The sequence below is a fragment of the Shewanella sp. HL-SH5 genome, assembly GCF_051163755.1.
GTDB classification, from domain to species: domain Bacteria; phylum Pseudomonadota; class Gammaproteobacteria; order Enterobacterales; family Shewanellaceae; genus Shewanella; species Shewanella glacialimarina.
In genome coordinates, this window is the sequence record NZ_CP195038.1 from 2,322,640 (window position 1) to 2,334,913 (window position 12,274).

Consider the following 12,274-nt stretch of genomic DNA (forward strand, 5'->3'; position numbering starts at 1 on the left):
ATAAAGGCTTAGTCATTATTCATAACTAAGCCTTTTCTTCAATGATTTACTGATTAAGATTTACATAAATTAATCTTAAAAATCTTCAAGATAAGTGTAACCGTCTAGACCAGCTTGAAGCTCTTCAAGAGTACTTACACGCTCATCAGGTGCAATATGCTGTTCTACTAACTCTTCAAATGTACGCATAAATGCATTGGCATCTAGGTTTACATAACGTAATACATCAGCAACTGTGTCACCTTGTAGTACTGATTCGATGTTAGTCAGTCCGTTTTCATCTAAACGAATAACTGCAGAGTTAGTATCACCAAATAAGTTGTGCATATCACCAAGAATTTCTTGGTATGCACCCACCATAAAGAAACCGATTAAGTACGGACTTTCCGCACTCCATGCTGGCACAGGCAATGTAGTTTCAATCCCTTGACCATCAACGTATTGATCAACAATGCCATCTGAGTCACAGGTAATATCCAGCATAACCGCACGGCGCTCTGGTGCTTTATCAAGGCCAGATAAAGGCAGCACAGGGAATACTTGATCGATACCCCAAGCATCCGGTAATGACTGGAATAAAGAGAAATTAACAAAGAACTTGTCAGCTAATTTTTCATTCAATTCATCAATCACTGGGCGATGATAGCGGTTATTATTACTTAATAAGCCCTTTACTTCGTGACAGACGCGTAAATGAGCTTGTTCAGCCCAAGCACGATGCGCCAAAGTAAACTGACCAGCAGCGAATAACGAATGTGCTTCAGCAATGTCGCTTTGGGTATCATGATAAATCTCAATGATGGCGCGTTGATCTTGACCACCGCTGATTTCTTCCCATGATTGCCACATATTGTGTAACAACTGAGGGTCATCTTCGTTAGGCGCAACAATCACTTCTGGCATGTAAGCTTCTGTGCCAATAACATCTGTGATCAATACTGCATGATGCGCGGTTAAATGGCGGCCAGACTCTGAAATAATACGCGGCATTGGCTGCTCGTATTCATTACACAAATCAGTTAATACGTTAACAATGTTGTTCGCATATTCATTTAAACCATAATTCATTGAGTTGTTGCTTTGGCTTCTTGTGCCATCATAATCGACAGCTAAGCCACCGCCGACGTCAAAACAATCAATTTTGGCGCCTAATTCGCGCAGTTCACAATAAAAACGACCCGCTTCACCCACACCTTGGCGAATATCACGAATATTGGCAATTTGCGATCCTAAATGGAAATGCAACAGCTGTAATGAATCAAGCATATCAGCGGTTTTTAATTGCTCGAGTACTTTAAGAACTTGCGCAGCAGACAAACCAAACTTTGACTTTTCGCCGCCGCTAGCTTGCCATTTGCCTTTGCCCTGGAATGCTAAGCGCACTCGTAGACCTAAACGAGGTGTCACACCTAATAACTTGGCTTGCTCTAGTACCATAAGCAGTTCAGACATCTTTTCTAGCACGATGTAAACTTTATGGCCCAACTTTTCACCAATAAGTGCTAAACGCACATATTCTTTATCTTTATAGCCATTACAAACGATCACAGAACTGGCTTTTTGAGCCATTGCCAATACAGCCATTAACTCAGGCTTACTACCGGCTTCTAAACCTAGCTGTGGAACTTCTTTTGATTTTTGGCTCGCTAAAATTTCTTCAACAACTGTTTGCTGTTGATTAACTTTAATCGGGTAAACTAATAAATAATCATTTTGATATTCGTATTTTTGAATAGCATCATTGAATGCCTCACATAAGCTCTCTACACGATGGTGTAGAATTTGAGGGAAACGAACCAGCACAGGCAATGACACACCCTCTTTAACCAAATCTTTGGCTAAAGTACTTAATGCAACTTTATGATCGGGTTGACTTGGGTTAGGTGATACAGTCACTTCCCCATCTTCACGAATACCATAGAAGCCGTGACTCCAATGAGTGACATTATAGCCCGCACGAGCATCTTCAATTGACCAATCAGACATAATTATTTTCCGTATTTCCCCTACCACATCAAAATCACATTCTGACGTAATATGGCTTGTGAATAAAATCATCATAACGTTAGCACATTATGAGATGTATAGTAGATGATAAGCTTTCTCTTTGTCGGCTAAATTATAGTTATTTAGTGACACTGTTAGCATCTATACGTACTTTATTTGCCGCTTTACTGCCTAGCGCATATCAATTCTAGGGCGACAATACAAACGCTTGTCTAAGTTTACTAAACGCATAAATGAATACTTATGATCCATAACCGCATAAATACTTAAGTCTATTTTTACAAGGCCATAAAGACTTATCAGTCAGTGTGTTAAACCTTAAAACTTGAGCCTTTAAAAGCGGCGCAATTAAACCGCGCATTGTGCTTCAATGCAAGTAGAATAAGCTTTGGTATTAATAAAAAGCCTAGATTCCTTTTGTCTTTACAGATGAATTTCGACCCAATACGGTGTAATACTATTATCGGCTCACTCTTAATCTAAAATCACTCATAATTTTAAAAAACGTGTATACTAATGGCCTTTGAATATTTGCAATATTCACCTATTATTTTGCCCCAACAGATAGAGATTCACATGATACAAATCGGAAAAAGCTATTCACTCGAAGTCGTTAAAGAAGTCAGTTTTGGTATATATGTTAATGCCCTCGAACTTGGCCAAGTGTTAGTTCCGAAAAAGTTTGTTCCTAAAACATATGAAATAGGTCAAAACATTGATGTTTTTTTATACCTAGACTCTGAAGATAAAGTGATTGCAACCACACAAAAACCTTTCGCACAGATAGGTGAGTTTGCCTATTTAAAGGTTGCTGCTCTTAGCGAGTATGGCGCATTTTTAGATTGGGGTCTGGATAAAGATCTTTTCTTACCCTTTGGCGAACAGCACAAAACCATCGAAGAAGGCCGTTCATATTTAGTGTACGTCCATGCCAATAAGGCCGACGAACGCATAGTTGCATCATCTAAAGTTGATAAGTTTTTAGATAAAACTCCAGCAGATTATGAAGTTGGCGAGCAAGTAAACTTGATTATCGGTGGTTCAACCGACTTAGGCTTTAAAGCGATTATCAATAATAAGCATTGGGGCGTTATTTATGAAAATGAAGTTTTTCAAAAATTACGTTTTGGCCAAACACTCACTGGCTTTATTAAAACATTACGCAGTGATGGCAAAATTGACCTAGTGCTTCAGAAAGGTTCTCAACAGGAACTGGATAAACATGCGATTCAAATTATGAATAAACTTGCTAAAGCAGGTGGTTTTTTACCTTTACATGACAAAACAGATGCCGACGTTATTTATGCACAATTGGCTATGAGTAAGAAAGCCTTTAAAAGATCCATTGGTGGATTATTCAAAGGTGGACAAATTACTATCGAGAAAGACGGTATCCGTCTGGTTTAATAGATAAATTGATTTTATTGTACACTAGATAAACGATTACATTGATATCGTTGTTAAAACAAGCATGAGGATGCTATAACATCTTCATGCTTTTTTATTTAAGGAACACCATCAATGGAATTAAATACACTAGAAGCCAGAGTGATTGGCTGTTTGATGGAAAAAGAAATAACCACTCCCGATCAGTATCCCTTATCTCTTAACTCAATCACTTTAGCGTGTAACCAAAAAAGTAGCCGTGAACCTGTGATGTCTTTAACTGAATCTGAAGTACAGATTATCATTGATGGTTTGACTAAAAAGCGATTGCTCAGTGAACAATCGGGGGTTGGCAGTAGAGTCATTAAATATAAACACCGTTTTTGTAATACAGAATTTAGCGATTTAAAGCTCAACTCAGCCGAATACGCCTTAGTGTGTGTTTTACTGTTAAGAGGGGCTCAGACACCTGGTGAATTAAAAACACGCACTAATCGTTTACATGAATTCTCAGATGTTACCCAAGTAGAATCTATTTTGCTCGAGCGAGCAAAACAAGATAAACCTTTTATTGCACAACTGGCTAGAGAAGCGGGTAAACGAGATTGCCGTTACATTGAATTATTCAGTACCTCGGTAGATGATTACCAAGCCAATAGTATTGCGAATTTAGAGGTCTCAGCACAAGCGCAGCAAAACTCTCTACAAGATAATAAAATAGCTGAATTAGAACAACGAATTGAGGTATTAGAGACAGCATTCGCAAAATTATTATCACAGTCTTAGCAAGCTCACTTGCTTAATCGTATTTTAATTTCGGGCGTTAATCACTAAAGGATCTTTATGAATAACCCAGCAATATCATCTCCATCAGCCCTTTCCCATATCTGGCTGCTTGCTTGTTTCGAACTGACAAAGCGTTTCAGTAGCCGCAGTGGCATAATTGCATTAATCGCCTTTATCATGGTGTGGAGTATTATTTTAATTTACCCTGTTAAAGAAGCCGCTAGCATTATTATGCAACCCAGCTTTAAGGAATTTATGGCGGCGGTATTTGGCCCTACTACACTTGACCAATTGTTTAATTGGAAGGTTGCAGAGTTTGCTGTCTTTTGGGTTGCAGCGCTATATTTGTTCCCATTATTTAGTATTTTTATCTCGGCAGACCAATTTAGCTCAGATAAACAGCGGGGGACTTTACGCTTTATCAGTTTAAGAGTTAGCCGTAACAGCTTATTTTTAGGGCGATTTATAGGTCAAGTATTGATTCAATCATTACTTATTGTACTGACGTTAATCGTCGCTATTGCGTTAATTATGAGCAGAGACAGTAGCTTACTTTTTCCTGCAATCAACACAGCTTTGATTATTTTTGCCAGTGTATTGATTGTTGTATTACCTTACATTGCCATGATGGCGCTATTGTCTATTATTGCCAATAGTGCACGTCAGGCAAGTATCTTCGCTGTTATTTTATGGATTATTGTCTCACTGGTAATTACCTTAATTAATGTTCAATTGCCAGGTTTTGACGTTGTCAGTTATTTACTGCCGGGTTCGCAATTATCTGACATGGTCAATACCCAAGGTTTAGCTGCATTTGCCTACACTCCCATTCCATTGTTACAAACTGTGGCCATATTAATCATAGGCCGCATTGTTATGCAAAGGAGCGCATTATGAATCTAATACACTGCAAGCAGCTCAGTAAAAGCTATAACGGTAAGCCAGCCTTAGATAAGGTTGATATATCATTGGTTGCCGGTGCCCCCATTGCCCTCGTAGGCCCTAATGGGGCAGGGAAAACAACTCTTTTTAGTATTTTGTGTGGTTATATTAAACCCAGTGCAGGGGATGTCACTATTTTGGGCGAGCCCGTTGGTAGTCCTAAATTACAAGGTCTGCTTTCTGCATTACCACAAGATGCGCAATTAGACCCAGACTGTTCTATTGTGAGCCAACTGAAATTATTTGCTGAATTACAGGGAATAAAAGGTAAAGCAGCCAAACTTGAAGCAATGCGCGTATTAGAGTTGGTTGATTTAGTTAACGTGGCTAAAGCAAAACCAAAAAGCTTAAGTCACGGTATGAGTAAAAGAGTTTCTATTGCCCAGGCTTTAATCGGCTCGCCTAAATTGGTGTTACTAGATGAACCAACAGCCGGCCTTGATCCAGCTAATGCTAAGAAAATTCGTGAAATTGTCAGAGCGCAATCTGAACGTACCACATTTGTGATTAGCTCACACAATTTGGATGAATTAGAAAAATTGTGTGATCAAGTAATTTATTTAGAAGATGGCCAGCTTAAACAGTCATTATCGATTCATACGGCACAAGATGTCGATTACCTAACATTAATTATGAAAAAGGCTGATATGGCCGCGGTGCATCATGCTCTACTTGGGTTAACTGCTATCACTAAAGTCAGTCAAAGTGCTAATAATCAATTTATTATTGAATACCCCACTCAATCTAATTTCACCTTAGAACAACAACTGTTCAGTTTATTAGCTCAACATCAATGGCAATATAAGTCGATTATGAAGGGACGTACATTAGAAGACACCTTGTTCTCTTCTGAGTTTCAACACGCAACCTAGAAGCTGTTTTTGTGGACATAGTTTGATTCTGTCTAGTACGAACAAAAAAGCCGGATAACTGTTCAGTTAACCGGCTTTTTATATATCTGAATTTATAAGTTATCATTTTCAATTGATGCAAAAAATTTATCATATTGGGATAAATTATACTTACGATGATATTTATTTTTTCCTAAAAAAAAGCAAAAAAAAACTGCGGCAAATGCCACAGCTTTAAGTCCATTTCACCTAAGTGAAATATTGTAGCTTAAACTAAAGAAACGTTTTCAGCTTGAGGACCTTTCTGACCTTGGGTCACAGTGAAAGAAACTTTTTGACCTTCGTCTAAAGTTTTGAAACCGTCTGAGTTAATTGCACGGAAGTGAACGAATACGTCTGGACCAGACTCTTGCTCGATAAATCCGAAACCTTTGTCAGAGTTGAACCACTTAACAACACCAGTAACTTGAGACATGATATAAATCCTGTAAATATAAAATAAAGCCTAAACGGCGGTAACGCTGGAAAATGCCGGTATTACTTATGTTAACAGGACGAAACTGGTCGTATTGAAACACAAAAAATAAGTCCAACCTTCAAGCTATGTAAACTATAAACCATTTTAAGAATAAGTCAACAGGCATGATAACCATGGCTTAATTAATTACTACTTAACTTAATTCTGTTTATCTAAATTCATCAATAAGTTATTGGTGTATTTACTCTGTTTACACTGCAACACTATGACGTTTATGTACTTCGATTTTAAAATCTAATTCACAGTTAAGCCCTTCTTCTGCCATCTGTTGCTTTTGACTCAAGGATAACTTCCAGGCATAAGGTGTCATATTGAGTAAATGTTCAATATCACTTTCATCTGTTAATGACAGCATGTACTCAAGACTATGCTGACCGAGATAGTCAAAACCTTGCAATACTAATGACTCTTGTGGGTGGAGTCTGGGTTTTTCATAAATTTTTTGTTTAATAGCAAAGTGATGTTTTGGCCCAGGAGAGACAGTAATTAGTATCCCTTCAGGTTTGATGACTCGTTGTAGCTCTTCTACTTTAGATGGCGCATAAATGCGAATAGCTAAATCAAAACTATTTTCAATAAATGGCATTTCAAATACACTCGCCACACAAAAGTTCATGTCTGGATATTTTTTGGCGGCATATTTAATTGCAATTTTAGAAATATCTAATCCCCATAATTGGCAATCACTTTGTGTCTGATAAAGTTGATTAACTAAACGATGGCTGTAATACCCCTCCCCGCAGCCAATATCTAAAATGGTTTTTGCCAGTGGCTGGTACTCACTCGCTAACTGATTCACTTTATCACTGAGCGCTTGATAATGTCCTTTATTCAAAAACTCACGTCTAGCCAACATCATTTCTTTATTGTCGCCAGGATCTTTCGATTTCTTTTTTTGTACTGGTAACAAATTCACATAGCCTTCTTTAGCCGTGTCAAATTGATGATTGTTTGTACAATACCAGGTTTTCGTTTGATTTTGAGCTAAAGGAAGCTGACAAATAGGACAGATATAGGACATCAATAATTCTTAATAAGTTGTTAGTTTTCATCATCTGATAGTTGATTAACTAATTCAGTGACATCAAAAGGAGCCAGTATGTTATAGCATTCTAGTTTTTGCTGTAGCTTTTCGATATCTAATGAAGCTTCATTTGCAGCCCTAGATAAACTAGGACGCTCTAAAGACTGATGATAAGTACGTAAAAGCCATTGACGTTTATTCTGCAATAAATGGTCTAGTTTTAACAGTTCAGTCGACACACCTGGGTGAATTTTTCCGGATTCACCACGCATATAACCTGCAATATCACGCCTAACCTGCTCCAATTCACTAATGTGTACAGCAAGTGCTGCCGTAGATTCACTGTGCTTAGGTTTTTGCCCTAAAATAGTTTTAGCGACAACCAACACTTGTGGCTCGCATAATAATCGTAAATCATGCTCTAGTGGGATTAATTCAAACTTACCCTGCTCAACAGCACTAAAAAACATCTTACCGTCAGCTTGAATGATGATCTCAATACCTGCTTTCAACTGTTCAATACATACCCTAGGGGCTACGGCCATTCTAGAGTAGAGCCTAACACCTTGGCCAATCAGGCGATTGACATCATATTGTTCAGCAATACAATGCGTTGGTTGATAGTCAATATTCACAAATGCTTGCTGGCGAACAATTAACGTAGCCTCTACACCTGCTACTTGGCTCACTATCATTTCAAATAATGGGTTAGTTAAAGAAGCCAAAACCAGTAAATCATCAATATTGTCCAATAAACGAACCGTAATCAGAGTTGGATGTTCTATTTGAATCACATTGGGATGACTAAAAATATGCTGGTGCATTCAAAAAAATCCTTTTTACATTATGATTTGCGAATGTTATCGGCTGACATCGTATTATCTGCATATTAAACTAGCAATCATTCAATTGATAAATCAACAAGCACTTAACCTAACCAGAATTAATGCTAAGATAATAAAATCATTTAGCAAGAAACTTCATTATGGCTGATGCAATACAACCCACTTTATTTTGGCACGATTATATGACTGTAAACACTAAACCTATAATTCAAAAGGATTAAACAAAAAACCAACCCGCATTATGTACACAGAGATGTACACACATTAATTTCATCTATGTTTTACTCGTACATACACCACTGGTTTTTTTCTTTATCAAACCAGGTATCAACATTCACAGGATGTGCAGCGCCATCAGTAAACTGCGTAAAATCAAGGTCAGTTAAATCAACTTCACAGACTATCGCTGGTTCAAGAACAAAAATATTAAGAACAGCAACTAAAGAAAACAACACCGTGACACCAACAGCAACCCTAACAGGACGAAAGACCATTACTGATTCAACTCTGAACGAAGCGCCTCAATCTGGCGGTCAATAGTACCAACAACCGTATCAGCCTGCTGCATCACAGCAGTCATTTCTTGAGCTAAACTTTGTTGCCAGGTTGCACCGGCTAAATTATTGTTAGCATAACGACCACGATCACGCAGTTCATTAGTTTTGGCGTCGCGCTCTTTAAACACTTTTTTTCTATCTTGCTCAAGATCTGCTATTTCACGTTTAATTTGTTGCTTACGAATATAAGCACTGACTTCTGATTTTTTGTCAGAAATGGAAAAGTCTGAAGAAAGGTCATTATTTGATTTGGTTGGTGAAGCAAAGACGCTACCAACATTACTCAGGTCTAGCGGTACACTTTCACCATCACAAGGTTCAGCCTGATATTTACCATCAGCGCACTTATAAACCTCTGCTGAAGCAGTAAGAGACACCACAAACAGCAAAAGACTTAACGCTGCTTTTCCTTCCATAGAAACACCTCGTTTAATACATTACTCAAAATCAGCTGCTAATGTAGCAAGTTATTATCATTCTCGCCAAATTTAATATTCAATAGTCGATGGCAACAAATGGAACGAGATAGCACTTATTAATAATAAATAATCCCCTAAACCTCTATCTCTACAAACACCAAATCAGGTGCCGTCCCTAGCACCCTGCCGCCTTGAACATAGATATGATCGCCGATACTGCCAGAGCCGATTACTCTTTGGGTGTGGCCGCTGGCAGTAGTGGCGGTAACCGTTCCATCGGTATTAGCCACATTAATCGTCATAATTAAACGCGGGGCACTTAGGCTTTGTTGCAGCTGCTTTAACATTAATACTCCTTACAACGTCCGTGCTTATGCCACATGACGAACGACGGTGATGGTTTGCTCTACATCAATGTCGCCAGTGTCGCTAACCGATGCGCTAATCGTGACTGAATCACAGGTACCTTTGAACACATTCACACCTTCACGAATACCAATCAACATACCAGGTGTTGCGGGTGGTAAGTCGGCAAGAATCGGTAAACTCATATTGATATTAAGCTTATTGCCTGTATCGGCCAGTGCGTTAGTACCGGCTGTTCTAGCGGCCTGATTATCAACAATCAGTTGAGCGCTAATGTCATCAGTTGCGATATTACCCGCAGTGCCAGCGCGCTTTACTTTTGCACTTATGCCCTGCTGCTCACCACGAAGCCAAACCACATTGCACTCGGTACCGATTTCTTTCGACTCGCTGTAACTTGTGATCACTGCATCGTGCAAGGTTAAATCAGGTGTCGCAGCATCCATTAACCATGGCACAGTTGGCCAACGTGGTACCACGGTTAATGCTTTGGCTTCATCATTAGATAACAGCATACAGCCCAATTGTGTTACCGCTTCTTGCACTGCATCGATGGGCGATTTATTGCCAACGCTAAACGCGCCAGCCGGGACGTTAAAATCAACGATACCGTTAAGCTCAATAGTCCAACCAGTGAATTGCAGCATGTCAGAAAGCAAACCGGCAAAACTGCGTGATGTTGAATTGGTATAACTGATCGGCAATACATATGGCGTAGTCAGTTCGGCGCTGCGGCTGCGGCCTGTTCCGCGATAAGTCGCGTTACCAAACACTTTACTCACACTGGTTTGCTCAAGTAAAACATAAAACTCATAGCCGTTTATACCAACTTTAAGCAGTTGGTTTTCAGCGCGGCTGGCATCGATACGGCTTGAAAAATCGATACTCACCGAGCTGGCCCATTGGCCACGGCTGCGACTAATACTGATATTACTGATCACAATCGGCACGTTGTCAGACACGCGTATACACGTAATGGTTGGCTGCATTAAATAATACCTGCGCAATTGGGGTTCAATGGGGGTTTTAAAATCAAGATTGGGTAACACTGGGTTTGAGTCAATTAACCCGCCACCGTCGTCAAAGTAACAATACTCTGGTGAGGGTGTGAATCTGATCAAAGCGGGTGAGGCGGTGTTAACGTAATTCTCTTTAAACCGAATTTTAATTACACCCACTTTTGGTGGTCTGTAATCTGTTGAACATATCCACCTGGCAGAATGCACAGACCATTTAACTTCGTTGTCACCAATAGTGACTTCTGGGTAGTTATAAATAAGCGTAAATGAGTCATCAACAGTAACACCGGTGTGAATATCAAGCGTTACGTTAATGCCCACACTCTCTTGATTAACCCAAATTAAACCAAGTTCATCACCTAAGCCTGACTCACTAAACCAATTTAGATTAACTTGAGTCTCATAACTTGGTGTTGATACCCACATGTTATTAATATCACTATTAACAATGTAAGTGGTATCCCATTGGACACCATAGATTACAGTGATTAACTGACTAAAAGACCAACTTAGGTTTATGCGAATGTCAGTCAAATCGTGAGTAAACCAAATCGTATCGTTATTAATCTCAATAACAGATGCACTCTCAACGAGTATTGTTTGGGATTCAATTGCACTAGGGCCAACCCAATATAAACCGCACTCAATACCAATCATAGTATCAATGGGTGTTGGTGGTTCATCGTCACCGAATCGAATAGTGATTGGTGATATTGAACCAGCCCAAGGTCTTGTGAATCTGATTATTGTGGTCATAGATTTAAATCTGGCACTAATACTGACTCAAGCATGATTGCGTCAATCACCTTACACTCATAAGTATTATTGGAATCAATGATGCCTAATATTAGGTTGTTAGTGAGCGTGTATTTGTGATTGAAAGCCCCCTTAAAAACATTACCTAAAGGTTTGTCGGCATATAGTAAAATCAAACCTGACGTCCTATCCATTATGAACAAACGCTCACAATCAGGGTCTAAATCAACGGTGAGTGAACCAACTCTTAGTTGGTCTGCCCCCTTTGTGATTTTAAAAAATGGGTTATTCATACCAAGAGTCCAAATCAATACATACATTGCATGAACCAAGGTGTCCTTGCTTGATTATCCAATAGTTACGTCCATTCTGATTTCGTACTTGAGGCCAAGGCTGGTCTGCATACCCACCTTGCGAGAACTCAAATAAGCCCGGTACAGCTCCCCGTATAGCAGGCCTGCTTGTACTAAATTTAAGGTAATTATCAAAGGCGTCTTTTGTTGAGTTGGTGATGGTAGTTTGTCTTATTAACACTGGTGTTAATGCTAGGTTGAGAGTTGGTACGCCATTAGATATACCATTAGAGTTGCTTGTATGGATAATAAACCCAACTAATTACACATCATTCCCAGTTTCGGGTAATGTGAGACCCAGGCTTTAGCTGCAACTAAAGCTTTCATTTGTCGTAGTTCGATTGAGTGCTGGATCCTCTATTGAGAGACCGATAACAAGAAAGAACGCGACAAACGACTCCAAGCAAAATACTCGAATAGTCTAC

The 12,274-nt window shown here is 39.1% G+C and carries 13 protein-coding genes; 4 read left to right on the top strand and 9 right to left on the bottom strand.

What is annotated here, in order from left to right; translation table 11 throughout:
• Positions 1-75 precede the first annotated feature (75 nt).
• Positions 76-1,986 (bottom strand): biosynthetic arginine decarboxylase, encoded by a 1,911-nt coding sequence (gene speA, locus ACRWQM_RS10095; RefSeq protein ID WP_434925935.1) that lies wholly within the window; start codon positions 1,984-1,986, stop codon positions 76-78.
• Between the two features lie 597 nt (positions 1,987-2,583).
• Between speA and ACRWQM_RS10100 the strand changes: the two genes are divergently transcribed.
• The 4 genes from ACRWQM_RS10100 (at position 2,584) to ACRWQM_RS10115 (ending at position 5,993) form a co-directional block, all read left to right on the top strand.
• On the top strand, positions 2,584-3,414 hold the full coding sequence (locus ACRWQM_RS10100) for a CvfB family protein (RefSeq protein WP_434929881.1): 831 nt from the start codon (positions 2,584-2,586) through the stop codon (positions 3,412-3,414).
• A 114-nt stretch (positions 3,415-3,528) separates the two neighbouring features.
• The gene (locus ACRWQM_RS10105) at positions 3,529-4,179 is read left to right on the top strand and encodes a YceH family protein (RefSeq protein ID WP_434925933.1); all 651 of its coding nucleotides are present in this window, start codon (positions 3,529-3,531) and stop codon (positions 4,177-4,179) included.
• 57 nt (positions 4,180-4,236) lie between these two features.
• Complete coding sequence (locus ACRWQM_RS10110) at positions 4,237-5,076, top strand: ABC transporter permease (RefSeq protein ID WP_434925932.1); 840 nt, start codon at positions 4,237-4,239, stop codon at positions 5,074-5,076.
• Positions 5,073-5,993, top strand: coding sequence for an ABC transporter ATP-binding protein (locus tag ACRWQM_RS10115; RefSeq protein ID WP_434929882.1), 921 nt, complete (start codon positions 5,073-5,075; stop codon positions 5,991-5,993). The genes ACRWQM_RS10110 and ACRWQM_RS10115 overlap by 4 nt, the downstream gene beginning before the upstream one ends.
• Before the next feature lie 247 nt (positions 5,994-6,240).
• Here ACRWQM_RS10115 and ACRWQM_RS10120 read toward each other — a convergent pair whose 3' ends face one another.
• The 8 genes from ACRWQM_RS10120 to ACRWQM_RS10155 all read right to left on the bottom strand — a co-directional run bounded on the left by ACRWQM_RS10120 (position 6,241) and on the right by ACRWQM_RS10155 (position 11,789).
• Positions 6,241-6,447: a cold-shock protein gene (locus ACRWQM_RS10120; protein WP_226410119.1), complete on the bottom strand. Its 207-nt coding sequence runs from the start codon at positions 6,445-6,447 to the stop codon at positions 6,241-6,243.
• A 253-nt stretch (positions 6,448-6,700) separates the two neighbouring features.
• Positions 6,701-7,531 (bottom strand): 23S rRNA (guanine(745)-N(1))-methyltransferase, encoded by an 831-nt coding sequence (gene rlmA, locus ACRWQM_RS10125; RefSeq protein WP_434929883.1) that lies wholly within the window; start codon positions 7,529-7,531, stop codon positions 6,701-6,703.
• A gap of 20 nt (positions 7,532-7,551) precedes the next feature.
• Positions 7,552-8,358, bottom strand: a complete 807-nt coding sequence (locus ACRWQM_RS10130) for a hypothetical protein (RefSeq protein WP_434929884.1) — start codon at positions 8,356-8,358, stop codon at positions 7,552-7,554.
• 302 nt (positions 8,359-8,660) lie between these two features.
• Entirely contained in the window at positions 8,661-8,873 is a 213-nt protein-coding gene (locus tag ACRWQM_RS10135; RefSeq protein WP_434929885.1) for a hypothetical protein, read from the bottom strand.
• Positions 8,873-9,352 carry a hypothetical protein gene (locus tag ACRWQM_RS10140; RefSeq protein WP_434929886.1) on the bottom strand — a complete coding sequence of 160 codons (480 nt, stop codon included), beginning with the start codon at positions 9,350-9,352 and terminating at the stop codon, positions 8,873-8,875. The genes ACRWQM_RS10135 and ACRWQM_RS10140 overlap by 1 nt, the downstream gene beginning before the upstream one ends.
• A gap of 137 nt (positions 9,353-9,489) precedes the next feature.
• Positions 9,490-9,702 carry a hypothetical protein gene (locus tag ACRWQM_RS10145; protein WP_434929887.1) on the bottom strand — a complete coding sequence of 71 codons (213 nt, stop codon included), beginning with the start codon at positions 9,700-9,702 and terminating at the stop codon, positions 9,490-9,492.
• A gap of 24 nt (positions 9,703-9,726) precedes the next feature.
• On the bottom strand, positions 9,727-11,496 hold the full coding sequence (locus tag ACRWQM_RS10150) for a hypothetical protein (protein ID WP_434929888.1): 1,770 nt from the start codon (positions 11,494-11,496) through the stop codon (positions 9,727-9,729).
• Positions 11,493-11,789 carry a hypothetical protein gene (locus ACRWQM_RS10155; protein WP_434929889.1) on the bottom strand — a complete coding sequence of 99 codons (297 nt, stop codon included), beginning with the start codon at positions 11,787-11,789 and terminating at the stop codon, positions 11,493-11,495. Before ACRWQM_RS10155 ends, ACRWQM_RS10150 begins: the two co-directional genes overlap by 4 nt.
• Positions 11,790-12,274: the final 485 nt, after the last annotated feature.

Coding starts and splice junctions, on each gene's coding strand:
- speA (WP_434925935.1), bottom strand. CDS start 1,986: ATGTCTGATTGGTCAATTGAAGATGCTCGTGCGGGCTATAATGTCACT.
- ACRWQM_RS10100 (WP_434929881.1), top strand. CDS start 2,584: ATGATACAAATCGGAAAAAGCTATTCACTCGAAGTCGTTAAAGAAGTC.
- ACRWQM_RS10135 (WP_434929885.1), bottom strand. CDS start 8,873: ATGGTCTTTCGTCCTGTTAGGGTTGCTGTTGGTGTCACGGTGTTGTTT.
- ACRWQM_RS10140 (WP_434929886.1), bottom strand. CDS start 9,352: ATGGAAGGAAAAGCAGCGTTAAGTCTTTTGCTGTTTGTGGTGTCTCTT.
- ACRWQM_RS10115 (WP_434929882.1), top strand. CDS start 5,073: ATGAATCTAATACACTGCAAGCAGCTCAGTAAAAGCTATAACGGTAAG.
- ACRWQM_RS10155 (WP_434929889.1), bottom strand. CDS start 11,789: ATGAATAACCCATTTTTTAAAATCACAAAGGGGGCAGACCAACTAAGA.
- ACRWQM_RS10105 (WP_434925933.1), top strand. CDS start 3,529: ATGGAATTAAATACACTAGAAGCCAGAGTGATTGGCTGTTTGATGGAA.
- ACRWQM_RS10110 (WP_434925932.1), top strand. CDS start 4,237: ATGAATAACCCAGCAATATCATCTCCATCAGCCCTTTCCCATATCTGG.
- ACRWQM_RS10150 (WP_434929888.1), bottom strand. CDS start 11,496: ATGACCACAATAATCAGATTCACAAGACCTTGGGCTGGTTCAATATCA.
- rlmA (WP_434929883.1), bottom strand. CDS start 7,531: ATGTCCTATATCTGTCCTATTTGTCAGCTTCCTTTAGCTCAAAATCAA.
- ACRWQM_RS10130 (WP_434929884.1), bottom strand. CDS start 8,358: ATGCACCAGCATATTTTTAGTCATCCCAATGTGATTCAAATAGAACAT.
- ACRWQM_RS10120 (WP_226410119.1), bottom strand. CDS start 6,447: ATGTCTCAAGTTACTGGTGTTGTTAAGTGGTTCAACTCTGACAAAGGT.
- ACRWQM_RS10145 (WP_434929887.1), bottom strand. CDS start 9,702: ATGTTAAAGCAGCTGCAACAAAGCCTAAGTGCCCCGCGTTTAATTATG.